This window comes from Paenibacillus sp. FSL H8-0280 (assembly GCF_045040665.1).
GTDB classification, from domain to species: domain Bacteria; phylum Bacillota; class Bacilli; order Paenibacillales; family Paenibacillaceae; genus Paenibacillus; species Paenibacillus xylanexedens_A.
This window is the reverse complement of record NZ_CP150296.1, coordinates 3,889,683-3,914,106: the sequence shown is the minus strand read 5'-3', so window position 1 is coordinate 3,914,106 and position 24,424 is coordinate 3,889,683. Positions and strand designations below refer to the sequence as shown.

General features: G+C 47.9%; 22 protein-coding genes. 19 read left to right on the top strand and 3 right to left on the bottom strand.

Going from position 1 to position 24,424, the window contains the following annotated elements:
• Positions 1-6 precede the first annotated feature (6 nt).
• The 9 genes from MHI12_RS17060 (at position 7) to MHI12_RS17020 (ending at position 11,101) form a co-directional block, all read left to right on the top strand.
• The gene (locus MHI12_RS17060) at positions 7-2,055 is read left to right on the top strand and encodes a hydantoinase/oxoprolinase family protein (protein WP_405169839.1); all 2,049 of its coding nucleotides are present in this window, start codon (positions 7-9) and stop codon (positions 2,053-2,055) included.
• The gene (locus MHI12_RS17055) at positions 2,052-4,025 is read left to right on the top strand and encodes a hydantoinase B/oxoprolinase family protein (RefSeq protein ID WP_405169838.1); all 1,974 of its coding nucleotides are present in this window, start codon (positions 2,052-2,054) and stop codon (positions 4,023-4,025) included. The genes MHI12_RS17060 and MHI12_RS17055 overlap by 4 nt, the downstream gene beginning before the upstream one ends.
• Before the next feature lie 67 nt (positions 4,026-4,092).
• Positions 4,093-5,229: a PotD/PotF family extracellular solute-binding protein gene (locus tag MHI12_RS17050; protein ID WP_405169837.1), complete on the top strand. Its 1,137-nt coding sequence runs from the start codon at positions 4,093-4,095 to the stop codon at positions 5,227-5,229.
• 73 nt (positions 5,230-5,302) lie between these two features.
• Entirely contained in the window at positions 5,303-6,433 is a 1,131-nt protein-coding gene (locus tag MHI12_RS17045; RefSeq protein WP_405169836.1) for an ABC transporter ATP-binding protein, read from the top strand.
• On the top strand, positions 6,430-7,347 hold the full coding sequence (locus MHI12_RS17040; protein WP_339193614.1) for an ABC transporter permease: 918 nt from the start codon (positions 6,430-6,432) through the stop codon (positions 7,345-7,347). Before MHI12_RS17045 ends, MHI12_RS17040 begins: the two co-directional genes overlap by 4 nt.
• Entirely contained in the window at positions 7,340-8,185 is an 846-nt protein-coding gene (locus MHI12_RS17035) for an ABC transporter permease (RefSeq protein ID WP_405169835.1), read from the top strand. Before MHI12_RS17040 ends, MHI12_RS17035 begins: the two co-directional genes overlap by 8 nt.
• Positions 8,178-9,395, top strand: a complete 1,218-nt coding sequence (locus tag MHI12_RS17030; protein WP_405169834.1) for a M24 family metallopeptidase — start codon at positions 8,178-8,180, stop codon at positions 9,393-9,395. Before MHI12_RS17035 ends, MHI12_RS17030 begins: the two co-directional genes overlap by 8 nt.
• 82 nt (positions 9,396-9,477) lie before the next feature.
• Complete coding sequence (locus MHI12_RS17025; protein ID WP_405169833.1) at positions 9,478-10,665, top strand: MFS transporter; 1,188 nt, start codon at positions 9,478-9,480, stop codon at positions 10,663-10,665.
• Positions 10,666-10,750: 85 nt separating this feature from the next.
• On the top strand, positions 10,751-11,101 hold the full coding sequence (locus MHI12_RS17020; protein ID WP_036613800.1) for a hypothetical protein: 351 nt from the start codon (positions 10,751-10,753) through the stop codon (positions 11,099-11,101).
• Between the two features lie 161 nt (positions 11,102-11,262).
• Here the strand turns inward: MHI12_RS17020 and MHI12_RS17015 are convergent, their stop codons facing one another.
• A complete protein-coding gene (locus tag MHI12_RS17015) occupies positions 11,263-11,889 on the bottom strand; it encodes an FMN-dependent NADH-azoreductase (RefSeq protein ID WP_074095370.1) in 627 nt (208 codons plus the stop codon).
• A 242-nt stretch (positions 11,890-12,131) separates the two neighbouring features.
• Between MHI12_RS17015 and MHI12_RS17010 the strand changes: the two genes are divergently transcribed.
• The 6 genes from MHI12_RS17010 to MHI12_RS16985 all read left to right on the top strand — a co-directional run bounded on the left by MHI12_RS17010 (position 12,132) and on the right by MHI12_RS16985 (position 19,103).
• Positions 12,132-13,070 carry a sugar-binding transcriptional regulator gene (locus tag MHI12_RS17010; protein ID WP_062836066.1) on the top strand — a complete coding sequence of 313 codons (939 nt, stop codon included), beginning with the start codon at positions 12,132-12,134 and terminating at the stop codon, positions 13,068-13,070.
• A gap of 213 nt (positions 13,071-13,283) precedes the next feature.
• Positions 13,284-13,934 carry a deoxyribose-phosphate aldolase gene (gene deoC, locus MHI12_RS17005; protein ID WP_405173013.1) on the top strand — a complete coding sequence of 217 codons (651 nt, stop codon included), beginning with the start codon at positions 13,284-13,286 and terminating at the stop codon, positions 13,932-13,934.
• Between the two features lie 260 nt (positions 13,935-14,194).
• Entirely contained in the window at positions 14,195-15,382 is a 1,188-nt protein-coding gene (locus tag MHI12_RS17000) for a NupC/NupG family nucleoside CNT transporter (RefSeq protein ID WP_036613804.1), read from the top strand.
• Positions 15,383-15,411: 29 nt separating this feature from the next.
• Entirely contained in the window at positions 15,412-16,590 is a 1,179-nt protein-coding gene (gene deoB / locus MHI12_RS16995; protein WP_124115150.1) for a phosphopentomutase, read from the top strand.
• A 98-nt stretch (positions 16,591-16,688) separates the two neighbouring features.
• Positions 16,689-17,396 carry a purine-nucleoside phosphorylase gene (gene deoD, locus MHI12_RS16990; protein WP_017688193.1) on the top strand — a complete coding sequence of 236 codons (708 nt, stop codon included), beginning with the start codon at positions 16,689-16,691 and terminating at the stop codon, positions 17,394-17,396.
• Between the two features lie 405 nt (positions 17,397-17,801).
• Positions 17,802-19,103 (top strand): pyrimidine-nucleoside phosphorylase, encoded by a 1,302-nt coding sequence (locus tag MHI12_RS16985; protein ID WP_036613808.1) that lies wholly within the window; start codon positions 17,802-17,804, stop codon positions 19,101-19,103.
• Between the two features lie 123 nt (positions 19,104-19,226).
• Here the strand turns inward: MHI12_RS16985 and MHI12_RS16980 are convergent, their stop codons facing one another.
• Together MHI12_RS16980 and MHI12_RS16975 are read right to left on the bottom strand one after the other, a co-directional pair.
• A complete protein-coding gene (locus MHI12_RS16980; RefSeq protein WP_405169832.1) occupies positions 19,227-20,210 on the bottom strand; it encodes a TIGR03943 family putative permease subunit in 984 nt (327 codons plus the stop codon).
• Positions 20,211-20,292: 82 nt separating this feature from the next.
• Positions 20,293-21,333, bottom strand: coding sequence for a permease (locus tag MHI12_RS16975; RefSeq protein ID WP_405169831.1), 1,041 nt, complete (start codon positions 21,331-21,333; stop codon positions 20,293-20,295).
• 194 nt (positions 21,334-21,527) lie between these two features.
• Here MHI12_RS16975 and rpmG point away from each other — a divergent pair, with 194 nt between their 5' ends.
• The 4 genes from rpmG to MHI12_RS16955 are packed head-to-tail and all read left to right on the top strand — an operon-like array spanning position 21,528 to position 24,375.
• Positions 21,528-21,677: a 50S ribosomal protein L33 gene (gene rpmG / locus MHI12_RS16970; RefSeq protein ID WP_036613813.1), complete on the top strand. Its 150-nt coding sequence runs from the start codon at positions 21,528-21,530 to the stop codon at positions 21,675-21,677.
• A gap of 49 nt (positions 21,678-21,726) precedes the next feature.
• A complete protein-coding gene (locus MHI12_RS16965) occupies positions 21,727-22,434 on the top strand; it encodes a metal ABC transporter ATP-binding protein (RefSeq protein WP_405169830.1) in 708 nt (235 codons plus the stop codon).
• Complete coding sequence (locus tag MHI12_RS16960; protein ID WP_405169829.1) at positions 22,380-23,273, top strand: metal ABC transporter permease; 894 nt, start codon at positions 22,380-22,382, stop codon at positions 23,271-23,273. Before MHI12_RS16965 ends, MHI12_RS16960 begins: the two co-directional genes overlap by 55 nt.
• The gene (locus MHI12_RS16955) at positions 23,260-24,375 is read left to right on the top strand and encodes a metal ABC transporter solute-binding protein, Zn/Mn family (protein WP_405169828.1); all 1,116 of its coding nucleotides are present in this window, start codon (positions 23,260-23,262) and stop codon (positions 24,373-24,375) included. The genes MHI12_RS16960 and MHI12_RS16955 overlap by 14 nt, the downstream gene beginning before the upstream one ends.
• Positions 24,376-24,424: the final 49 nt, after the last annotated feature.

The following is a 24,424-nucleotide window of genomic DNA, read 5'->3' as shown; positions in this document are numbered from 1 at the left end:
GAGCTTGTGGACACAATCTACCGTCTAGGCATAGATATCGGAGGTACTTTCACGGATGCGCTGGTGATGGACCATCAGGGCAGGGTGATTGCGGCGCTGAAGACGCCATCGATTGCAGTAGCTCCGGAACAGGCGATTTTTAACGCACTTGATCAGTTGAAGGCTAGTGGCGTGAATATTCATGAGATTGATCTGTTTGTGCATGGAACAACGCTTGGCGTCAACACGTTGATTGAGCGAAATGGCGCAGTTACAGGTCTGCTGGTCACTAAAGGATTCCGTGACATTCTTGAAATCCGCCGGTTGCGACTTGAGGATACAACCAATCTGTATGGTGACAAGACCGATGCGCTGGTACCGAGACATCGCGTTAAGGAAGTCGATGAACGGGTCATTGCGAGTGGAGGCATACTCCAGCCACTGAATGAGGAACAACTGTTGAAAGCTGTGGATGAGCTGGTGGAGGATGGCGTTACCGCTTTGGCGATCAGTTTTTTACATGCTTATGTGAATCCTGCTCATGAGCAGCTTGCGGAAGATCTGATCAGGGAGCGTTATCCGCAACTGTTCATCTGCCGAAGCAGCGCCATCTGGCCACAACAGCGAGAGTTCGAACGAACACTCGCAACGGCCATGAACGCTTATGTAGGTGACCGGATGGGGTCTTACTTCCTGCGTCTGCAAGAAGGGATTCAGGCGTACGGCCTCAAAGCTAACTTGCTGTCGACCATGTCCAACGGTGGAATTATGACGGCTGCCAGAGCGGCTAATGAGCCGGTACGTACGCTTCTGTCCGGGCCTGCTTCCGGTGTAATCGCCGCGACCCATATTGCTGAACGAGCGGGCATTCATCAGGTCATCACATTCGACATGGGTGGGACAAGTGTTGATGTCGCCCTTATTGACAAAGAACCTGCCTATTCATCCGAGAACAAAGTTGGAGATTTTCCTGTCATCATTCCTGCTGTTGATGTAACGGCTATAGGAGCAGGTGGTGGTTCAATTGCCTGGCTTGATTCCGTAGGCGTACTCAAGGTGGGGCCACGCAGCGCGGGAGCCAACCCCGGTCCGGCATGTTATCAGCGCGGGGGAGAAGAGCCGACAACCACAGATGCCTATCTACAGCTCGGTATCCTGCATGCTGACCGTTTCCTTGGCGGACAAATGCGTCTGTATCCCGAACTTGCAGAGCGTACTCTGGGCAATCTGGGACAGAAGCTTGGACTGAATGCCGAACAGACTGCGCAAGCCATTCTTGATGTGGCAACCGCCAATATGTATGCCCAGTTTTCTCCCCTCATGGCTCGCAAGGGCGTTGATCCCCGCGATTTTACGTTGCTCGCATATGGTGGAGCTGGCCCAATGCATGCTTTTCTGATGGCACGCGAGGTAGGCATCGGCAGAGTGCTGATCCCGCCATCTCCGGGAACACTGTGTGCCATGGGCTGCACGGTCGCCAATCTTCGCAATGATTTCGTTCATACGTTACACAAAAGCACCCAGACTCTGGAGTCTGGCGAATTAAGCTCTCTTTTCACTGAATTGGAAAACCAGGGACGTAACTGGGTTGATGAGGAAGCCCGTGGTGGTGTCAAGCTGGACAATATTTATTGCTTATACAGTGCGGATATGCGATATGAGGGACAGGCCTTTGATCTCGAGGTCACGCTGACATTGGAAGAAATTGAAGATCCCAAGAAGGCAGGGATTAAATTCCATACGTCTTACCAAAACGTGTTTGGCATTAGTCAGCCAGAGGCAGAGGTTATGTTTGTAAGTCTTAGAGCGACCATTGTTGGTGTTTTGCCTACCCGTAACACGGTAGATCCGGTAGATTTGCCATTCGACGAGAGTGAAGTGGAAGATAGGATCATTACTTTTGACCATGTACAGCAGACAGCGAAGGTAGTCAAAAGAGGACAGATTCCATCGGTGGATGCCCCTATTCTCGGGCCCATTATTGTGGAGGAATATGATACAACGATCTTTATCCCGCCTGAATATAAGGTATACCGGGATGTCCACGGGAACGTGATTGGGGAGGTGGAAGCATGATCGGCGACAAGGTCTTTCTTGAGATTTTTAACAACCGAATTCAAGCTGCCGTGGAAGAAATGGCGAATGTTGTTCTGCGCACAGGATTCACCGCTTTTGTCAAAGAAACGGGCGATTTTGGAACCTACCTCTTATCTCCATCCGGGGAAACGTTCGGGTCACCGCTGGAGACGGGGTACAATCTGTCTCTGGGCATCCCTGCTGCTGAGACCATTAACAGCATTGAAGACTGGAAAGAAGGGGATCTCGTCATATGTAATGATCCTTATTCCACTAAAGGCATGGTCACACACCTTCCAGACATTCATCTCATCAAGCCTTATTTTCACGAAGGGCGAATCATCGCTTACGGCATGTGCTTTGTTCATTCATCCGATGTGGGCGGCAAGGTACCGGGGAGCGTATCTCCCAGCGCCTACGATATTCATATGGAAGGCATTCGAATTGCACCAGTCAAGCTGTATGAAGCTGGTGTTCTGAACGAGCAGATCCTGCGTATGTTTCTGGACAACAGCCGAATTCCGGAGCAAAATCTCGGTGATCTCAAAGCGCTTATGGCTGCATTGAATCGGGGAGAGCAGCGGCTGGAGGAACTCATTGCACGTTATGGCGTGGAAAAAATTCAGCAGGGCATCGAACAATTGCTGGAATATGCCGAGCTGAAGGCACGTGTTATCGTGCAGGATATCCCGGACGGTTCCTATGACTTCTGGGACTATCTGGAGAAAGGACCAGGGGGATATCCTATCCGGTTGCGCTGCAAAATGACGATTGCAGGCAGTGAGATTCATCTGGACTTTAGCGGAACCGATCCTCAGGTCAGAGCTTCATTCAACATTCCTACCCACAACCAACAGGGGCATTACATGCTGGTGCCCGCACTTATTCGTTATTTCCGTACGCTCGATCCGACGATTCCTTGGAATTCGGGCATGATTCGTATGGTGCGAAATTACGCGCCGCCTGCTTCCGTACTTAACCCGGAGCCGATGGCAGCAGTTGGGGCACGCGCCGCGACCTTTATTCGGCTGATGGACGTTATCACGGGTGCTTTGGGGAAAGCTCAGGGAAGTATGGTTCCCGCGGCAGGAGCTGGACAAGCCTGCATCGTCATGATGGCGATGACAGATGCATCCGATGGCAAGAAAAAGGTGGGCGTAATTCAGCCGATCTGCGGAGGTTCGGGAGCTAGGCCGATGAAAGACGGCATTGATGGCATGGATTTTGCGGTCGGTCATCTTCGGAATATTCCTGCGGAAACGGTGGAATCCGAGATGCCTGTGTTGATCGAGCATTACGGCCTTCGTGCTGACTCGGCAGGTGCAGGAACCTTCCGTGGCGGAAGCGGAATTGATTTATGTGTCAGAATTCTAACACCGGATACGGTGATGACGGCCAGAAACATGGAGCGTATGGAGTTCCAGCCTTGGGGCAGGCTCGGTGGCGGCGTAGGTTCACATGGAGAAGCGATTCTTAATGCTGGGCGAGCAAGTGAGCATCATCTGGGAAGAATTGATGAGCTGCTGCTTCAACCTGGAGAAACGGTTACGTTCTTGTCGCAAGGTGGAGGCGGATATGGTGATCCACTTGAACGTGACCCAAGCCTAGTTCTGGAGGATGTAAGAAGTGGGCTGGTATCCCCGGAGAAAGCCCTTGAGTTATACGGTGTTGTGATTGACGGCCTGGAGCTGAACGAGAGCGATACGGAACAAATGCGAGCCAAGCGAACGCGGCAGCAGGAGGAATTCGCCTATGGCAAGGCGCGGGAGCAATTTGAAGACATATGGAGCGATGAGATGCAGGTAACGCTGAATCAGGCGTTGCTGAATGCTCCGCTTGCACTAAGAGACTACCTGAAGCGTCAGACCATGGGCGTTGTCGAGGAGAAGTATAAGGATTCCCTATCTGTAGATCCACGGGAGATATCCGACATTATGGAAGGGTTACGCCAGCAAATAGGGTTGCATTGATCAAGTGTATGGAGACTATCTAGTTCTGTCATATCGGTAAACCAACTACATGGATGGGGGAATTTGCATGTTCAAATCATATAAAAAACGCTTTCTCAGCCTCGCCTCTCTGACACTGGCCGGTACATTGGTGCTTTCCGCCTGCGGTGGAGCAGACAGCTCAAGTAATACTGCCGGAGAGAGCGACTCTTCAGGAGCAAGCGGAGACAAAGTTAAGCTGACGATGTTTATCTGGGCTGGCTCCAATCAGGATGTCGTTCCGAAAGAAGTGGTTGCCGAGTATGTGAAAGAACATCCCAACGTTGAAGTCACCTTTGAGGAATCCTCCAATTCGGTAATGTACCCCAAGATGGTCGCAGGCAAGCAGGCTGATGCCAACAATCCGGTGATTAACTTCGGTTACTTCAATGCAGATGCAACGGCTAAAGGCTTAAATGATGACATGTGGGAGCCACTGGATACAAGCCTCGTTACTAATATCAAGGATATTCCGGAGTCCTTCCACAAGCCAGACAATAAAGGTGTGGTCTGGGGCGTTTCAAGCTTCGCCCTGGTGTATAACAAAGACCTGGTGAAAACGCCGCCTACCAGCTGGAACGATCTATGGGATAACGAGGAGTTCAAAGGAAAAACTGCGCTCTGGGACTACATGTTCTACTCCTATATCTCCCCACTTATTGCTACCAAAGGTCAAGAGATTGGCGCATCCTATGAAAATCCCGAGCCAGCCTTCCAGTTCTGGGCAGATCGCAGTGACCAGATTGGCACATTGGTTTCATCCAATGATCAGCTGAAGGCACTTCTGGAGTCAGGTGATGCTCTCATTGCCCCATTCAGTGCACAGGTTGCACAGACATGGATTGATGGCGGTTCTCCACTGGCCGTAGCATATCCGAGCGAAGGTGCCATCTCCTTCCCGTACACACTTCAGGTCGTGAAGGGCTCAACACCAGAGCAGACACGTGTTGCAAACGAAATTATCAACGAATTGTTGAGCGCAGAAGCGCTGTCACAATATGCAGAAGCAACGGGTACGCCGGTAACCAGTACGACAGCTGCAGTTCCGGACAAGTACAAGGATGATCCTTCCTTCTCCGTGGAAACGCAAAGTAACGGCATTAATCCAGACTGGGATGTGCTTGCACAGAACAGCTCTTCCTGGAAAGAACTATGGGACCGTCTCGTGAAAACAAAGCTTCAATAAAAAGGATTGTTGTCAGGCACACAACGATTCCGGGTTCTGTTCTGAATCCGGAATGGAAGGGATGGAATCAGAGATGAGCAGCGGACAAGAGACCATATCCATTGAAACAAGGGAAGTCACGAAGACTTATGGTGAACGAGCCGCCGTTGATCAAGTAACACTCCAAGTGAAAAAGGGAGAGTTCGTTTCCTTGCTTGGTCCGAGTGGCTGTGGCAAAACAACACTGCTGCGCATGCTTGGCGGACTTGAGCAACCGGATCAGGGCACCATTATGCTGGGAGGCCGGGATGTTACCGGCATTCCGGCCTATGGACGCAACAGCAATATGATTTTTCAGCAGCTTGCGCTATTCCCTCATATGGACGTATTCAACAACATTGCCTATGGGCTAAAGGTGAAGAAGTTACCAAAAGCCGATATCCAACGGCAGGTAGGTGAAATGCTTGATCTGGTCCAGCTCGGAGACTATGGCAGGCGTGCGGTATCCGAGCTGTCCGGGGGGCAGGCCCAACGCGTCGCCATTGCTCGCGCACTGATCAACAGACCGGAAGTGCTGCTGCTTGACGAACCTCTCTCGGCATTGGACATGCAACTGCGTCTCGATATGCAGCGAGAACTAAAACGCATACAGCGCGAATTCGGCGGAACGTTTATCTTTGTAACGCATGACCAGAGCGAAGCCATGAATATGTCTGACCGAATTGGTGTCATGCGCGCCGGAAAGCTGTTGCAATATGCAACCCCTGATGAAATCTATGAAAGACCGGCAGATAGCTTCGTAGCCAAGTTCATTGGAGATACCAATCTCTTCGAGACGGAAGTGTTGGGACATGATGTGAATGGAACTCGGGTAGAATGCTTCGGCAAGCCATTACTAGTGAAAGTCAGTGGTGGAAATGCCGTACCGAAAGCGGGAGCACGACATTCCTTATCGATCCGCAATGAGTATATTCGACTTGGAGAAGATGCAACTCATTGCCTGAACAAGCTGAATGGACATGTGATTGAAGCAGTGTACGGTGGAGCAAATATTCGATACAGTGTGCAGATTGCTGAAGGTTTTCTGGTACAGGCCAGTGTACTGCATCAGCGGGGAGTCTCACGTTATAGTCCAGGTGAGCCAATACAAATTGGCTTTGACCCAGAGGACGCGCTCTTGTTATCCGAACCCATTGATGACCGTGTAAATGGGGCAAGAATATGAACCGGATCGCGGAACGGATCGTGAATCTGTATTCCTTTGGAAACCGCACATGGGTAACCCGGTTGCTGCTTCTGTTGCCTGCGCTTGCTCTGATGGGCATCGTTTATCTGGGCGGGTTGCTGATCTTTGGCAGATATAGCTTTGATATGTATGAGAATGGAAAGCTTATTCGGGGTTGGGATTTGGGAGCTTATCGTGCTTTTCTGTCCGACCCTTATTATTGGAAGCTGATTGGCACGACGTTTCGCATTGCCTTCAAGGTTACGCTGTGGAGCCTTCTACTTGCCTATCCGCTGGCCTACTGCATAGCGGGTCTAAAGAAGCCTGGCATGAAACAGTTGTTGCTGCTGCTCACGTTTCTTCCGCTGCTTGTCAGTGCGGTTGTACGTTCTTATGGATGGCAGCTGTTGTTGTCCAAACAGGGCTTCATGAACTGGCTGTTCATCCGTCTGGGGCTAACCGAGGAAGGGTTCAGCATGATATACAACGAGACAGGTGTTGTCGTGGCCCTTGTCCATATTTTCCTGCCATTTATGGTCTTCCCGATCCTGAATGTACTGTCCCAAAGTGACGCTTCTTTAAAAGCAGCTGCTCAGGATCTGGGGGCGGGCAGCTGGAGAACGTTCCTGACCATTACCCTGCCTTTATCGGCAAGAGGTATCGCAAGCGGGGTACAGATTGTGTTCACGTTATGCCTCACCGCATTCACCACACCTCAACTGATCGGTGGGGGAAGAGTCATGACACTTCCGGTGTTTATATATCAGCGAACCTTGGACACCAACTGGCCGATGGCTGCGGTTGCCAGTCTGTTTCTGCTTGTGTCTTCCATCGTCGTCTCATTGCTTGTGAATAAAGGGGCGGAAATGTTGATGTTCCGTCGTTCCCGTAAGGGAGGTCAGGCGTATGGCTAAGTCGAACAGGGGCACCAAGCTGCTGCTCTATATCTTTGTGGGCGCCGTAGCGATTTATTTGCTGCTGCCGCTGCTCATGATTATGTTGACATCTGTAGGCTCAGGTTCAGCCAGCAAATTTCCCCCGGAAGGTCTCACCTTGAAGTGGTATGCCAATCTGAGTGAGCAGACCCAGTTTCTCGATGCATTCAAGAACAGCCTTATTGCTTCTACAGGGGCGGTTCTGCTGGCATTGATTACAGGTACGCTTGCTGCGCTAGCAATCGTGCAATACCCTTTCCCGGGCTCGGGTATCTTAAGGGCATTTTTTGTGTCTCCGATGGTTATGCCAAAAATTACGCTGGGTATCGCATATTTGATTTTATTCTCGAAAATGCATATTGCTGGCGGATTGTTTGCACTTATTTTGGGTGAAGCGGTCATTGTACTTCCATTCGTGCTCACTCTTGTGGGCAGTGCATTAGCCAATCTGCACCCGGCTCATCGGGAAGCTGCCGCGGACCTTGGCGCAGGGCCGATGCGTATCTTTTTCACAATTACGCTGCCACAGCTCCGACTATCCCTGCTTCTGTCAGGGTCAATTGCTTTTGTCTTCACTTTTGATCAGGTCGAGGCTGCACTGCTGCTGCTCCGTCAGGACAGCTACACGTTGCCAATACAGCTATTCCTGTATATGGAGAAATGGCAGGACCCAACGATTGCCGTAGTGTCTGTAGTTCTGATCGCTTTTGCGCTGGCTCTGTTTATGACGATTAAACTAGTGCTGCGCTCTGTACCAGGACTTGAGAGTTTGTTTGGTCGCAGGAAAACAAAAGGAGGTCTGGATCAAAATGAATAATTCACTGCATCTATCCCATAGCTCAGGTCTGAACCGGGACCGGGCGGAAGAAATGATGAAAACTCAAGGGCTAAGCGCCCTGATTGCAACTACTCCAGAGAACATTCACTATGTCATCGGGTCCCAGCTGCGTGCAAGCAACTGGACTATGCAGATTTATGCGGTTTTACCTGCCGACAGATCTGCAAAGCCTTGTATCGTCATTCCGACGAATCGGTTGGGCGTTGTAGCTCAGTTCGGTATTACAGGGGTAGATATATTTGCTTACAGTGATTTCTTCGTGGAAGGTTCAATTGAAGGCAAACCTTCCACTGACGACATTGATCTGTTCTATTCTCTCCTGCAAACGACGGTTATTCATCCAGGTCCTGTTGAAGCACTCAAGGCAGCATTAAAACAGCTTGAGATCGAAGATCAGCCGATTGGCATCGATGAGATGCGGATCGCTCCCGATATTCTGACGAGAATCAAGGAGGAGGCTCCTGACAGACCGGTAATTCCTGCATATAAGCTGTTCCGAGAAATCCGTCTGGTCAAGACACCTTTCGAAATCGAGCAACTGCGTCAGGCTGCTCAATTAAATGAACGGATTGAGCAGGAGCTGATTGACCTGATTGCAGCAGGTGTTCATGAGAAGCAACTTGCCGATCATTATCGTCTGGCTGTGATGAGAGCAGGTGGAACTCCGGCAATGACAGCGGTAGGGGCAGGGCCACGCAGCGCATTACCACTCATCGAAAATTATTTTCATACGATTGAGACCGGAGATCAGATCCGTTTCGATCTTTGCCTGCAGCTGGAAGGATACTGGGGAGATACGGGCCGCACGGTTGTTGCAGGGGAGCCTACCGCTTGGATGAAAAAACATTTTGCTGCGGTCAAAAGTGGATGGGAGACGGCACTTGAAACCGTGCGGCCTGGCGTCAAGGCGTCGGAAGTATTCCATGCGGCAGTATCTCGTGTACAACGTGAAGGGATTCCGCATTACCGACGTCAGCATGTCGGACATGCCATCGGGTTGGAACTGTACGATGATATAACCCTCTCCCCGGGTGACCAGCGGATACTGGAGCCCGGTATGGTGTTATGTGTTGAGGTGCCATATTACGAGCTAGGTGCTGGTGGGTTCCAAATCGAAGATACAATTGTTGTAACGCCAGATGGTTATGAGTTTCTGACCCATATGGAGCGGAAACTGTTCACCAAATAACGATAAACGGAAGGCTTCACTGACCGGCGATCAGACCACAGTCGATCCAAGAAGCTTTCTTACTGAGAAAGTTGGAACATCCATGATTCAGCAGGGAACTAAGACGTTTCGTAACATTAGCCTTGCACTGTTCGCCGGAGGTTTTGTCACTTTTGCTTTGCTCTACAGCCTCCAGCCCCTGATGCCTGAGATTAGCGACGCATTCTCCATTACGCCGACACACGCCAGTCTTACGTTATCGGTTACAACGATCGCCATGGCGCTGACGATGCTGTTCATCGGGTCCTTATCTGATTCAGTGGGCCGACGCTTTATTATGACAGCAGCACTGGTAATATCTTCTGTTATTGCTTTGCTAAGTGCATTCAGCCCGGGATATACGGAGCTTCTTCTGCTTCGTATTCTCCAGGGTGTGGCAATCGCGGGGTTGCCAGCGATAGCCATGACATATTTGTCAGAAGAAATTGAACCTAGAAGTCTTGGTTATGCTATGGGCCTATATATCAGTGGCAATTCGATAGGAGGCATGGCCGGCCGTTTCATCAGCGGTGTGGTGACAGATTGGTTCAGTTGGCGCGCTGCTGTGGGTTTCATTGGTATTCTTGGACTGTGTGCAGCCGTTATTTTTTGGCTTGTTATCCCGCCATCCCGTCATTTTGTCAAAGCTGCACCTGGATTCAAAAATCCAATACCTCTTTTGTGGTCACAATGTCGCAATCCAAGGCTGTTATGCCTGTATGGACTCGGTTTTCTCCTGATGGGGGGATTCGTGACCTTGTTCAACTATATCGGTTTTGAATTAACGGGTGAACCCTATCATCTTAGCCAGTCCATCGTTGGGAGTCTTTTTGTGGTGTATCTGATGGGTACAGTGAGCAGTACCTGGATGGGCAGGCTTGCCGATCGTTACGGTAGATCACATGTGCTTGGAATCGCGCTGGGCATTATTCTGGCTGGTGCAGTCTGTACCGTTCATCCAGCGCTTTGGGTCAAAATTATCGGACTCGCCCTGTTTGCCTTTGGTTTCTTTGGCGGTCATTCCATCGCAAGCAGCTGGGTTGGACTCGTGGCCAATCAGCACAAATCCCAGGCCAATGCGTTGTATTTATTTTTCTACTATCTTGGTTCAAGCGTAAGTGGAACAGGAGGTGGACTGCTTTACAGTCATCTTGGATGGATAGGCATTGTGGGGATGATCGGTGTGTATGTTTTGATCGGTTTTGTCTTGTGTAATTTGCTTGTTCACAGGTTGAAGGGACAGGCTACATAAATCAACTTTTTCCGACAGCTATTGCATATCCTGAAATACCGAGTATAATACTTGGTAAATAGACGAAAAGGGGATGCAATAAACGATGAAAACACATGCTGAATTGAACTCACTTCTTGTTGACGATTATCTGGATCTCCTGAACATTGCGAAACAGCTAGGTGATGACGAATGGAAAGATGCTATTCTGCAAGCATTGAAGGAAGAAGTCGATGCGAATCATCATCTGGATTCCAAAGAGGTAAGACAGGATTTATGGATTCAATTTGAAGGCATTAATGAACAAATGCATGATCTGTTAATGCAACTGAAACATGCCGACAGTCCTGAGGAGAAAGAGCAGATTATTGAAATGATCTGGGGATTGAAAGTAGACCGTCATGCGATCACACGTAAACTTGAAACCATGAGCCGTGCCAGCGCTGGACATCAATAAGCTCTAGGTTGATTATACATTGAAAACCCGCGTGTTTCCTGGGATTATCCCCAAGGTCCACGCGGGTTTTATTTTTGCTCTAATTTAATTGTTTACTACACTGCGAATGATGCCACTAGGCATCATTCGTAATCAAAAGCGGACTTTTTGAACTACCTCTCTTAAAACTGTTTTGCGAAAGTGCGTGCTTGCTCTATAGCCTGTTGCTTGATCTCATCCGCTCGATCTTTATACTGGTTATGCCCCTCAACAAAAATGCCATCAAGCTTCGGCACGCCAAGGAAAGACATGATAATACTCAGATAACGATGACCGGATTCCATCTGAGCCGCTGGGCCTTCGGAATAAATGCCACCGCGAGCCTGAATATGCAACGCTTTTTTGTCAGACAACAGTCCAACAGGACCTTGTTCGGTATAACGAAATGTTTTGCCAGCTACGCAGATCGAGTCCACATAAGCCTTCAGAATTGGAGGGAACGAGAAGTTCCACATCGGGGTTACAAAAACATATTTATCTGCTGCGGCAAATTGATCCGACAGTTCATTCAAACGGCTTACTTTGGTCTGCTCTTCGGCAGTCAGATCACTGCCCGATTGCAGTTTGCCCCAACCACTGAAGACATCCGCATCGATATGCGGAATATCCGAACGATACAGATCGAGGTGAACGACCTCATCAGAAGGGTGACTTTCACGATACGCATCAATAAATGCTTTGCCCGTAGCCATGCTGAAGGAGGTTTCATGATCATGAGGATGGGCAGTAATATACAATAAGGTAGACATGTAGTTCTTCCTCTCTGTGCGATTAATGGGGTGAAGCGATCTTGGCAATGATGAAGCGACCGCAGTAGTATGCATCGTTTCCCCCGTTTTATACGTCAGAAAGGGATATGAATATGAATGGATCGATCATGATACTGAATTGGATGCTATATGGTGACCAGATACTCAATCCATGTATAATATACAGGACGAGTATTTATTTTCCAAAGACAATAGGATGAGTGAGATGAGCGCACATGGGAATGGACCTGGAGAAGCAACGATTAAGCATTGAAGCAGCGAAATTGTATTATCAATCCGATTATAGCCAGCAGGATATTGCCGCAAGGTTGGGCGTGTCGCGTCCAACGGTGTCAAGATTACTTCAGTACGCCAAAGATCGTGGATACGTGCGGATTGAAATTATGGACCCGTTGGAGGATATCGACATCATTGCCGGAGAACTCAAGTCGAAATATGATCTGGATACGGCACTTGTGTGTTTTGCCCCGTTGAAGAGTGATGAGGAAATACAGAAGCATATCAGTAAACGAGCAGCGGATTATCTTCAAGAGACGGTTCAGGATGCAGATATTATCGGGGTGACTTGGGGAACAACCATGCATGCTGTAGCACGCCAACTTCGTCCCAAGCAGGTCAAAGGTGTCGAAGTCGTGCAATTGAAGGGGGGCGTAAGCCACTCCCATGTCAATACGTATGCCGCTGAGATTGTTCATTTGTTCGCTGAGGCATTCCATACGGTACCAAGGTATCTGCCGCTGCCTGTGATTTTCGACAACATTGAAGTAAAAAACATGGTGGAAGCGGATCGACATATCGGCAGAATCGTGGAACTTGGCAGACAGGCCAACATTGCTTTGTTTACCGTGGGTACTGTGAAAGAAGATGCATTATTGTTCAGGCTCGGTTACTTCAATGAAGAAGAGCAACAATTGCTGATGAACTCCGGTGCAGGTGACATTTGTTCACGCTTTTTCGACGCGGAAGGTCAGTTGATCAGTGAAGAAATTAACAGCAGAACCGTTGGAATTGATCTAGCCGAGTTGAGAAATAAGGAAAAATCAATCCTTGTCGCCGGGGGACAACGCAAAATTGAAGCCATTCACGCCGCGCTCAAAGGTCATTACGCAAATATTCTGGTGACGGACCAGTACACAGCGCAGGCATTACTTCGATTTTAATTTCAAATGGATATGGATGACAACATCTGCCACGCAAAAAGGGCGGATGTTTTGCTTTTTTAGGAAGAAAATATAACGAAGAAGAAATACAAGTGTAACTGTGAACAAAAGTTCAAGTTGATTTTTACATATGTTCATGTTAGTGTAAGGGTATAGAAAATAACTAGTTCAGATAAGGGAGAGATTCAATTGACTACACCACAATTAGCTAAAATGATCGACCATACGTTGCTTCGTGCGGACGCAACGCAAAGTGAAATGGCCAAGTTAACCGAAGAAGCAAAGCAATATCAGTTTGCTTCCGTATGTGTTAACCCAGGCTGGGTTGCTTATGCTGCTGAGCAGTTGCAGGGTTCTGGCGTAGATATCTGCACCGTTATTGGTTTCCCTCTGGGAGCATCTACATCGGAGACAAAAGCTTTCGAAACGAAAGATGCGATTGCTAAAGGTGCAACTGAAGTCGATATGGTCATCAACATCAGTGCTTTGAAAGATGGCAAAGATGATTTCGTTGAACAAGATATTCGTGCTGTTGTTGAAGCGGCTGCGGGTAAAGCTTTGGTGAAAGTTATTATTGAAACTTGTCTGTTGACGGATGAAGAGAAAGTACGTGCTTGTCAGGCAGCTGTGCGAGCTGGAACTGATTTTGTTAAAACTTCTACAGGTTTCTCCACAGGTGGAGCAACGCCAGAAGATATCGCTTTGATGCGTCGTACTGTAGGTCCTGATGTTGGCGTTAAAGCTTCCGGTGGCGTACGTAGCTTGGAAGATATGCAGAAAATGATCGAAGCGGGTGCAACACGTATCGGTGCAAGTTCTGGCGTGAAGATTATGCAGGGCGAACAGTCTTCATCGTCTTACTAATTCGTTGCAATCTGACTCGTTAGATAACATCTAGGCTTTGCCTCACGGGATTGAACTTGTTCTTCATGTTAATCATTAATATGGAGAACAAGATTCAAGCCTGAAAAAGCCTCTTTATTTTTTTAACCTGAAATTGATATAAAACGAATTTGTTGTAAGCGCTTTACTTGTTTTCTGAAAGGTTTATTTCATTACACGCATGAAAAACCTTTGAGCTGAATTTTCACATCCGGCTTAACTACCTTCAAAGGAGAAATCAAATGAAATTTCTAATTGCCATTATCGGCTTACTCGTTGTTTTTGGACTGGCTTATATCGCAAGCAACGGCAAAAAGCAGATTCGTTACCGGCCGCTGGCTATCATGATTGTTTTGCAAGTTATACTAGCTTATGCTCTGTTGAATACAGGAGTGGGTACTTTTTTAATTGGCGGTTTCGCGACCGTATTTAAAAGTTTACTCGACTATGCGAATGAAGGTATCGCATTTGTATTTGGGGGTTTGACTACTGTAGGTGCCGAAAGCGGGGGGGCACCGTTCTTCCTCAGCGTATTGATGCCGATTGTTGTCATCTCTGCCCTTATCGGTATATTGCAGTATATCCGAATCTTGCCTTTTGTTATAAAATATATTGGTCTGGTATTAAGCAAAATCAACGGAATGGGCAGACTGGAATCATATAACGCGGTTGCTTCGGCTGTATTGGGGCAATCTGAAGTTTTCATTTCTGTGAAAAAACAAATTGGGTTGTTGCCAAAACATCGGCTGTACACCTTGTGTGCTTCGGCGATGTCCACGGTATCGATGTCGATTGTTGGTGCTTATATGACCATGATCGAGCCGAAATATGTGGTTACAGCTCTTGTACTGAACCTGTTTGGCGGTTTTATCATTGCTTCGATTGTGAATCCTTATGAGGTTACAGAGGAAGAAGATATATTGGAAGTACAGGAAGAGGAGAAACAGTCCTTCTTCGAAATGCTCGGCGAATACATCCTGGATGGATTCAAAGTTGCTATCATCGTAGCTGCGATGTTAATCGGTTTTGTTGCCTTGATCGCACTTGTTAACGGAATTTTCAGCGCGGTGCTTGGCATTTCGTTCCAGGAGCTACTTGGTTATGTGTTTGCACCATTTGCTTTCATCATGGGTGTTCCATGGAAAGAAGCGATTCAGGCAGGAAGTATTATGGCAACCAAAATGGTATCCAACGAATTCGTAGCTATGCTTAATTTGAAGGAGACTGCAATGTCTGCCAGAACAACGGGGATCGTATCCGTCTTCCTCGTGTCGTTCGCCAACTTCTCCTCCATCGGTATCATTGCTGGTGCGGTGAAGGGACTCCATGAGAAGCAAGGTAATGTGGTCGCCCGCTTCGGTCTGAAACTGCTTTACGGTGCTTCGCTTGTCAGCGTGCTGTCAGCGATCATTACTGGACTGTTCTTGTAAACCGGATTATTGGAAGGAGTGCTTAGTTTATGTCAACATTCAAAAGAGTACATCTGATCGTTATGGATTCTGTAGGGATCGGCGAAGCGCCGGATGCAGCAGAATTTGATGATTTTGATGTAGATACCTTTGGTCACATTGCACGTGAACGCGGAGGTCTGAAAATGCCTCACATGGCCAGTCTCGGACTGTCCAACATCAAAGAAATTGAGGGTGTCCCTGTAGCGGATGCACCTAAAGCGTATTACACCAAGATGCAGGAAGCATCCAGAGGCAAAGACACAATGACAGGTCACTGGGAGCTGATGGGTCTTTACATTGATACACCTTTCCGTGTGTTCGAGAATGGTTTTCCCGATGAGTTGATTCAGCGCATTGAAGAGAAAACGGGCCGCAAGGTGATTGGTAACAAACCGGCCAGCGGCACGGAAATTCTGGATGAGCTGGGTGCAGAGCATGTTGAAACTGGCGCGCTCATCGTTTATACATCCGCGGATTCGGTTCTGCAAATTGCAGCACATGAGGACGTTGTTCCCCTGAAAGAACTGTATGAGATCTGTGAGTTCTGCCGTGAAATTACACTTGAAGATCCGTATATGCTCGGCCGCATTATTGCACGTCCATTTGTAGGTGAAGCGGGTAACTGGAAACGTACTGCGAATCGTCATGACTATGCACTCAAACCTTTTGGTCGTACTGTTATGAATGAACTGCAAGATAGTGGATTTGATGTGATTGCTTTGGGTAAAATCGCAGATATCTATGATGGCGAAGGTGTAACCAAGGCTGTTCGTACCGTCTCTAACATGGATGGCATGGACAAGTTGTCTGAAACGATGGATGAAGAGTTCACTGGACTCAGCTTCCTGAACCTGGTTGATTTTGATGCCCTGTACGGTCACCGTCGTGATCCGCAAGGTTATGCTCAGGCACTTGAAGACTATGATGCACGGCTGCCAGAGATTTTTGCCAAAATGACCAATGATGATCTGCTGCTGATCACAGCTGACCATGGTAACGATCCAACATACCGTGGTACAGACCATACACGTGAATATGTACCACTGCTTGCCTACTCTCCGCGTTTCAGCGAGGGCAAAAAGCTTGATCTGCGCAGCACATTTGCTGACCTTGGCGCAACCGTAGCCGAGAACTTTGGAGTGAAAATGCCGGAACACGGCACCAGTTTCCTGAAGGATTTGAAATAAGTTTTTCAAAAACTGGATAGGGGAGGTCGGAGTAGCTTGGGCTGCTCCGGTCCTGCCATCATAATAGACTAATTTGTATAACTGGAGGAGATTCATTCATGAGTACACATATTGGAGCAAAACCCGGGGATATCGCAGAAACGATCCTATTGCCAGGAGACCCTTTGCGCGCGAAATATATTGCAGATACGTACCTTGAAGATGTTGTATGTTACAACGAGGTTCGTGGAATGCTCGGATACACAGGTACATATCAAGGACACCGGATTTCGGTGCAAGGTTCAGGGATGGGAATTCCGTCCTTCGCAATCTATGCTAACGAATTGATCAGCGAATATGGCGTAAAAAACCTGATTCGTGTGGGTACTTGTGGCGGTATGCAGGAGCATGTACGTGTACGTGACGTTATCCTTGCACAAGCAGCATGTACAGATTCCAGCATGAACAAACACGTATTCGGTGGTTATGACTTCTCACCAATCGCTACGTTCTCCCTGCTGAAAGAAGCATATGACCGTGCAACAGCTAAAGGTATGAAGATTCATGTTGGTAACGTGTTCAGCTCCGATTCTTTCTACCGCGATGACCGTTCCGTAACCGAGAAGTTGATGAAACACGGCGTACTCGGCGTAGAGATGGAAACAACAGCATTGTACACTATCGCTGCCAAGTTTGGTGTTAACGCACTGACCATCCTGACGGTAAGTGACCACTTGCTGACAGGCGAAGAAACATCTGCCGAAGAACGTCAAAAAACGTTCAATGACATGATGGTAGTTGCCCTGGACACAGCAATCACACTGTAATTGTTGCATTTTATATTCATAATCATTTGATTTTAGTCGAAATTTTGTTTTAGCACGAAGTGAAGGAACCGGAACCGATACTGAAGAAGCAAAGCGATCACAGGAACGATCCGGAGCCGGAACGGTTGCTGCACAAAGTGTTTTGTAGGATGACAACAAGATGTTGTTGCATATTATATTCATAATCATTTGATGTGGATCGAAACTTTTGTTTTAAGCACGGAGTGAAGGAACCGGAATCGATTCTGAAGAAGCGTTAGCGTTCGCCTTTGTCTCCGAGTTTTCCCCATTGCAAAATGGATCAAAAAAACTTGGAGACAACAGCGATCGGAGGAACGATCCGGAGCCGGAACGGTCCCAGTACAAAGTGTTCTATACAAATCATTTACCCGAGGAGAGATCATCATGAGAATGGTAGACATTATTGCTAAGAAACGCGACGGAAAAGAACTGACAACGGCTGAGATTGATTTTGTTGTTCAAGGATACACACAAGGAGAAATCCCCGACTATCAAGTCAGCGCTTGGGCGATGGCAGTATTCTTCAAAGATATGACAGACAAGGAACGCGCCGATCTGACAATGTCGATGGTAAATTCCGGTGAAACGATTGACCTGTCCGCTATTGAAGGCATCAAAGTAGACAAGCACTCCACGGGAGGAGTAGGCGATACAACAACACTGGTATTGGCTCCGCTTGTTGCTGCGCTGGATGTACCTGTTGCCAAAATGTCCGGACGTGGACTTGGTCACACGGGTGGTACAACAGACAAGCTGGAATCCGTTGCTGGTTTCCACGTAGAGCTTGAAAAAGAAGAGTTCATTCGTCTCGTAAACGAACACAAGGTTGCAGTTATTGGACAAAGTGGTAACCTTACGCCTGCAGACAAAAAGCTCTATGCACTGCGTGACGTAACAGCTACCGTTAACTCCATTCCACTGATCGCCAGCTCCATCATGAGCAAGAAAATTGCAGCAGGTGCTGATGCAATCGTATTGGATGTTAAAACGGGTGCTGGTGCATTCATGAAAACAACAGAAGATGCCAAAGAATTGGCACATGCCATGGTAAGCATCGGTAACAATGTTGGCCGTAAAACGATGGCTGTTATCTCCGATATGTCCCAACCACTGGGCCTGGCGATTGGTAACGCGCTTGAAGTAAAAGAAGCCATCCTCACCCTGCAAGGTAAAGGTCCAAAAGATCTGGAAGAACTGTGTCTGGCACTTGGACGTCAAATGGTATTCCTTGCTGGCAAGGCAGATTCCTTGGAGCACGCTGAGGAGAAATTGAAAGAAGTGATCCAGAACGGTAAAGCACTGGAGAAATTCAAAGATTTCTTGGCAAACCAAGGCGGAGACGCTTCGGTTGTGGATCATCCAGATCGTTTGCCACAAGCACAATATTTGGTTGAAGTGCCAGCAGACAAAGACGGCTATGTTGCCGGAATCGTTGCTGACGAAATCGGAACTGCAGCAATGCTGCTCGGCGCAGGCCGTGCAACAAAAGAGTCCGAGATCGATCTCGCGGTTGGTCTGATGCTGAACAAAAAAGTGGGTGACCCAGTCAAAGCTGGTGAGTCCCTCGTAACGATCCATGCCAATCGCGAAGACGTAGCAGACGTCATCGCGAAGATCAAAGAAAACATTACGATTGCGGATCATGCCGATGCGCCTGTATTGGTTCATGATATCGTAACGGAATAATACAATCAGAGCAGACGAGATGTAATCTCATGCCTGACTGAACATGAAAGCCCCGAAGCGATGTAATCCATAGCTTTGGGGCTTTTTATCGTTGAAAAGTACGCTGTTAGTTATTGCGAGCAACTACGGGCTCTTTATTTTCTCATACGCCATCACCGAGTCCGCATTGGTGTAAATATAAGGTGTGGATGGCTCAGTCACAGGTGTCACCTTTGTTGCCCGAATCTCAATCGTATCCTTACCATTCACCTGTGCAGAGCCGATACTGCCATCGATTTGAACCCAGCTGTCTGTAGGGAAGCTATCCGCTTCTGGGATGTGAATCATCACGCCAAAGGGAGCGGCATCAGCAGGGCAACACATGACGAGAAATCGTCCCAGCGCAAAATGTGATTCATGATCCATGCTTTTGTCCCGATAAACGAACCCAGTTAAGGAGATATCTTTGCCTGCAAATTGTCGCTGGAACATATCAATCGTGCCGAGGGTTTCAGAGAAAATTTCAGGATAGACTCGAATGACCTGTTCTGCATACAACTTCTCCGCCAGTTCAGCGAATTCGCGGCTATACTCGTCTGGGGGAATGAATTGTACTTTGGTAGCCGAAGCAGCCTGAACAGCCGTTGGTTTTTGCGTGAGATCTTGTACATTCAATTGCGTTGCCGGATCAGGTAAAGGCTCTTTGCGACGAATTTCGGGAGGGGCATAAGTGAGAGACATTCCCTTCTGACTGGCCATGGAACTGCCGAGAGCCCGATCAGGTAACAGAAACCCCAGCAACAAGGGTATGGCAATCAGACCATATACCATTGAGCTGCGTAGGAATCCGGAAGGTGGTGGATGCTCACAGTCGCAATGAACCTCGTTTCTACCGAACAGTCCGTGCCAGGCCATGATAACGGCAATAAACAATAAGGGAACAGGACAGCATAATAGCAATTTTTGCATGGTCGGCGCCAAATAATAATGAAGCGAGTCACTTGAATTCAAATGAATAATGTATACCGCAAGACCGCCGATCCAGACCGCACGTATCAGGTTATGCCATTGAATGAAGTGTGATTTTGGAACGGGAGGTTTGCTCATCGTATAGACAGTGTGGTTCATAACATCACCTCATTTCTATTAATCTTCAGGATGAAAATTCATGTGATTAACCATTTAGGTCATGAAGTATTTTGCTTAACCTTTATACCAGCAGATTAATCAACCACGAGCCGGCGAAGACGAGTGTGATAATCGCTAGACTTAGACCAATAACAAACCGGGTGCGGAAGGTCGAGAGCAGCATCAGGGTGCTTTTGAAATCCAGCATTGGACCAAGCACAAGGAATGATACCAGTGGCCCCAGTGCAAAAGTGTGTGAGAACGCAGAAGCCACAAAAGCATCGGACGTGGAGCAGAGAGACAGCACATAAGCAAACCCCATCATGAACACGTAAGAGGCAACAGGACCATTGCCAAGTGAGATCAGATCGCTGCGGCTAATGAATGTTTGGATGCAGGCTGTAATCAAGGCACCAATCACCAGATATTTGCTCATATCGACGAATTCGTCTCCGGCATGAATGAAGAAGCTGCGCCAGTTTTTCACATGGTTGTGATCATGAGCATTTGCGTGTGCATGAGCATGAGATTGCGCCATTTTAAACCCGGGATGTGTCTTGACCTCTGTCACTGCGAATTTTGGCACCCGAAGGGGATTTCGACGAACAAACACATACACGAGCATGCCTATGGAAGCTGCTACGGCAAAGGCCAGTCCCATACGGGCAATGGTAATCTCAGGATGGGAGGGAAAGGCGAGCAAGGTTGCCGTAAATACGATGGGATTGACTACGGGACCACTCAGGATGAACGTCACTGCAATATAGGCTGGCATGCCTTTGTGCATCAACCTTCTCACTACCGGGATCATGCCACATTCACAGATGGGGAAAATAATACCGAGTAGTCCTGCGACCAGCACACCGCCGATCGGATTCTTGGGCGTGAGTTTACGGACCATTTCTTCAGATACGAACCACTGCATGAGCGAGGACAACAGCACACCCATGAGCAGAAAAGGTGCGGCTTCAAGGAAAATACCTATGAATACGGTTTTCATATTTTGCAAAGCTTCACTGTTCCATGCTTCCTTCAAGTCTGGAGCCATTGTGATCAACACGGGAACAAGAAATGCACAAGGGATCAGGAAGGACAGGAGCTTCAGATTGGCTGCCATTTTCATGAAACAGACCTCCACAACTAGGACTTTGCTAAAATATATGCTTGTACGTGCGGCAACATACATCATTCCTATGTTTTAATCATAAACTTTACGATTTAATCTAAATCTATTTCCTTTGAGTTGACAAAAGAAAAAGTATAGGCTAATATCATTAAATAGTAATTATTACGATTAAATAAGAGGAGGCAACAACGATGAGAGTCATTGTAACTTTAGCCTGCACCGAGTGCGGGGACCGCAATTACACAACAACCAAGAACAAACGTAACCATCCAGAGAGACTTGAGATGAAGAAGTACTCCCCACGTTTGAAGAAAATGACGATCCACCGGGAAACACGATAAATTTTTTTGTTCATTTTAAATCGTAATATTTACGAAAAGAGGGAAAGACATGTTACTATCCTCCATGCGTGATGTTGTATTTGGATATGGCAGAGAGCCGGTCATTGATCAACTGTCGCTGGATATCCATGTGGGAGAGTTCATTGGCATCACAGGTCCCAATGGCTCTGCCAAAACGACCCTGTTAAAGCTGCTGCTGGGGCTGTTGAAGCCCTGGAGCGGCACCATACATATGAATCCGCATTTGAAACGTGGGAACAAGTCCAATATCGGTTATGTGCCCCAGCAGGTGGCATCGTTTAATAGTGGATTTCCCAGTACGGTGAATGAACTGGTCCGGTCCGGGTGTTACACCAGGCTGGGATTATTCCGCAGATTCACAGCAGAGCAGGATGCCATCGTTGAACGCAGTCTGCGGGAAGTTGGTATGTGGGAATATCGAAATACACGCGTCGGTGAGCTGTCTGGTGGACAGAAGCAGCGGATCTGTATTGCAAGAGCTATGGCTGGGCAACCGCAAGTTCTGGTACTGGATGAGCCAACAACGGGGATGGACCGCCACAGCCGTGAAGGATTTTACAATCTGATGCGCTACTATGTTGATGCTCATGGGATAACGATTACTATGGTTACTCATGGACTGGAAGAGATGGGGGATCGATTGGACCGAACGATTACTCTGGAGCGGCAAGAAAGTGAGGAATGGCAGTGTTTGAGTACGAATTCATGCAACGTGCCTTCTGGGCAGGTGGACTGATTGGAGTCATCGCTCCAATTCTCGGGGTCTATCTGATGCTCAGGCGGCAGGTACTAATGGCAGACACGTTATCCCATGTCTCACTCGCAGGGGTTGCGCTCGGTTCGGTCATGAATCTTAACCCGGTGATCTGCGGATTCGCCATAGCAATTATCGGTGCATTACTGGTTGAACAACTGCGGCGAAGTTACCGAACCTACAGCGAGGTAACTGTGGCGATCATCATGACTTCGGGGCTGGCACTTGCTGTGGTATTGATGAGTCTCAAAACCAATCTGTCCAAGACCTTCAGCTCATACTTATTTGGATCTATTGTCGCGGTTAGCGATATACAATTGTGGATGATGGCAGGTGTGTGTGTCATTGGTTTACTTTTTTTCATCCTGCTCCGGAGACCGTTGTATAACTTTACGTTTGATGAAGAGACTGCTTCCATTGGAGGCGTTCAGGTAAGAGGTTTATCGTTTGCATTTGCCATTCTGACAGGAATGACTGTAGCTTCAGCCATGCCGATCGTCGGTGTGTTGCTGGTTTCTGCTCTCATTGTATTGCCTGCTGCCTTGGCACTGAGAGTGTCTCGCAGTTTTACAGCAGCGATTATTGTCGCGGTAATTACAGGTTTAATCGGTATTTTTAGCGGACTCACCACATCTTATCATCTAAATACACCACCGGGAGGAACAATTGCCCTTATCCTGTTGGTCATCCTATTGACTGGAATATCAGCACAAAAGCTGATTGCACGATATAACCGCAAGCGTCACCGCAAAGAAACGAAATCACAGCACGTCATTCTGGTCAACCATTCTAGGAGGAATACATCACATGAAATTCAGTAAAAAAGCAACGCTCGGATTATTGTTCAGTCTCACACTTATCGTTGCAGGCTGCGGACAAAAATCCGCTTCTGATGCAAATACAGCTTCGAGAGGCACTTCCGTTCCAGTCGAGACGGAAACCGCAAAATTAAACGTGCAGGTCAGCTTCTACCCGATGTATGAGTTCACCAAAAATGTGGCAGGTGATCTGGCCGAGGTGCATACCCTCGTTCCAGCGGGGATGGAGCCCCATGATTGGGAGCCAACACCACAAGATATTGCCAGCATTGAAAAAGCAGATGTGCTTGTATACAACGGTGCGGGCATGGAATCTTGGATGGATCAGGTCACCGGAAGTCTGAGCAATACTTCACTCATTCAGGTGGAAGCGAGCAAAGGAATTAACCTTCTTGAAGGTGGAGAGCATGAACACCATCAAGAAGATTCAGAGGCAACAGAACATGACCACGATCATGAGCATGCGAATGAAGCGACTACAGAAGCACATAATCACGATCATGCGGATGAAGCAACTGCTGAAGAACACGATCATGATCATGACGCAGAGGCAGAAGCGGGACATGATCACGATCACGGTGGACTCGATCCCCACGTATGGCTGTCACCTGCATTGGCTGTCAAAGAAGTGCGCAATATTGAAGCAGGACTGGCTCAGGCTGCCCCTGAACATGCTGAACAGTTCAAGCAAAATGCAGATGCTTACATTGCTCAATTGGAGTCACTGGATCAGGACATCAAGGCGGCTGTGACGGATAGCAAACGCAAAGATTTCATCACACAACACGCTGCATTTGGTTATCTGGCACAGGAATACGGATTGCAACAGGTGCCCATCGCAGGATTGTCTCCTGAGCAAGAACCTTCAGCAGCGCAGATGGCATCTGTCATTGATTTTGCGAAAGAGCATCAGGTGAAAACGATTTTCTTCGAAACACTGGTTTCATCCAAAGTGTCTGAGACGATCGCAAGTGAAGTGGGGGCCAAGACGGCTGTATTAAACCCGATTGAGGGACTCACCGAGGAAGAGATCACGGCGGGAATGGACTACATTAGCGTGATGAGACAGAATTTGGAGGCTCTGAAACTGGCGCTGAACGAATAAGAAAAGATCGATTTGATGCCTTTTACCGAAAGAGGTACAATAATACAAC

What these genes read in the sequence shown, in the direction of transcription:
- deoD (WP_017688193.1), top strand. Translation starts at nt 16,689, where the DNA reads ATGAGTACACATATTGGAGCAAAACCCGGGGATATCGCAGAAACGATC.
- MHI12_RS16985 (WP_036613808.1), top strand. Translation starts at nt 17,802, where the DNA reads ATGAGAATGGTAGACATTATTGCTAAGAAACGCGACGGAAAAGAACTG.
- MHI12_RS17010 (WP_062836066.1), top strand. Translation starts at nt 12,132, where the DNA reads ATGGACCTGGAGAAGCAACGATTAAGCATTGAAGCAGCGAAATTGTAT.
- MHI12_RS17040 (WP_339193614.1), top strand. Translation starts at nt 6,430, where the DNA reads ATGAACCGGATCGCGGAACGGATCGTGAATCTGTATTCCTTTGGAAAC.
- MHI12_RS17015 (WP_074095370.1), bottom strand. Translation starts at nt 11,889, where the DNA reads ATGTCTACCTTATTGTATATTACTGCCCATCCTCATGATCATGAAACC.
- MHI12_RS17035 (WP_405169835.1), top strand. Translation starts at nt 7,340, where the DNA reads ATGGCTAAGTCGAACAGGGGCACCAAGCTGCTGCTCTATATCTTTGTG.
- MHI12_RS17025 (WP_405169833.1), top strand. Translation starts at nt 9,478, where the DNA reads ATGATTCAGCAGGGAACTAAGACGTTTCGTAACATTAGCCTTGCACTG.
- MHI12_RS17050 (WP_405169837.1), top strand. Translation starts at nt 4,093, where the DNA reads ATGTTCAAATCATATAAAAAACGCTTTCTCAGCCTCGCCTCTCTGACA.
- rpmG (WP_036613813.1), top strand. Translation starts at nt 21,528, where the DNA reads ATGAGAGTCATTGTAACTTTAGCCTGCACCGAGTGCGGGGACCGCAAT.
- MHI12_RS16980 (WP_405169832.1), bottom strand. Translation starts at nt 20,210, where the DNA reads ATGAACCACACTGTCTATACGATGAGCAAACCTCCCGTTCCAAAATCA.
- MHI12_RS16975 (WP_405169831.1), bottom strand. Translation starts at nt 21,333, where the DNA reads ATGAAAATGGCAGCCAATCTGAAGCTCCTGTCCTTCCTGATCCCTTGT.
- MHI12_RS16965 (WP_405169830.1), top strand. Translation starts at nt 21,727, where the DNA reads ATGTTACTATCCTCCATGCGTGATGTTGTATTTGGATATGGCAGAGAG.
- MHI12_RS17030 (WP_405169834.1), top strand. Translation starts at nt 8,178, where the DNA reads ATGAATAATTCACTGCATCTATCCCATAGCTCAGGTCTGAACCGGGAC.
- MHI12_RS16955 (WP_405169828.1), top strand. Translation starts at nt 23,260, where the DNA reads ATGAAATTCAGTAAAAAAGCAACGCTCGGATTATTGTTCAGTCTCACA.
- deoC (WP_405173013.1), top strand. Translation starts at nt 13,284, where the DNA reads ATGATCGACCATACGTTGCTTCGTGCGGACGCAACGCAAAGTGAAATG.
- MHI12_RS17020 (WP_036613800.1), top strand. Translation starts at nt 10,751, where the DNA reads ATGAAAACACATGCTGAATTGAACTCACTTCTTGTTGACGATTATCTG.
- MHI12_RS16960 (WP_405169829.1), top strand. Translation starts at nt 22,380, where the DNA reads ATGGCAGTGTTTGAGTACGAATTCATGCAACGTGCCTTCTGGGCAGGT.
- MHI12_RS17055 (WP_405169838.1), top strand. Translation starts at nt 2,052, where the DNA reads ATGATCGGCGACAAGGTCTTTCTTGAGATTTTTAACAACCGAATTCAA.
- MHI12_RS17045 (WP_405169836.1), top strand. Translation starts at nt 5,303, where the DNA reads ATGAGCAGCGGACAAGAGACCATATCCATTGAAACAAGGGAAGTCACG.
- deoB (WP_124115150.1), top strand. Translation starts at nt 15,412, where the DNA reads ATGTCAACATTCAAAAGAGTACATCTGATCGTTATGGATTCTGTAGGG.
- MHI12_RS17000 (WP_036613804.1), top strand. Translation starts at nt 14,195, where the DNA reads ATGAAATTTCTAATTGCCATTATCGGCTTACTCGTTGTTTTTGGACTG.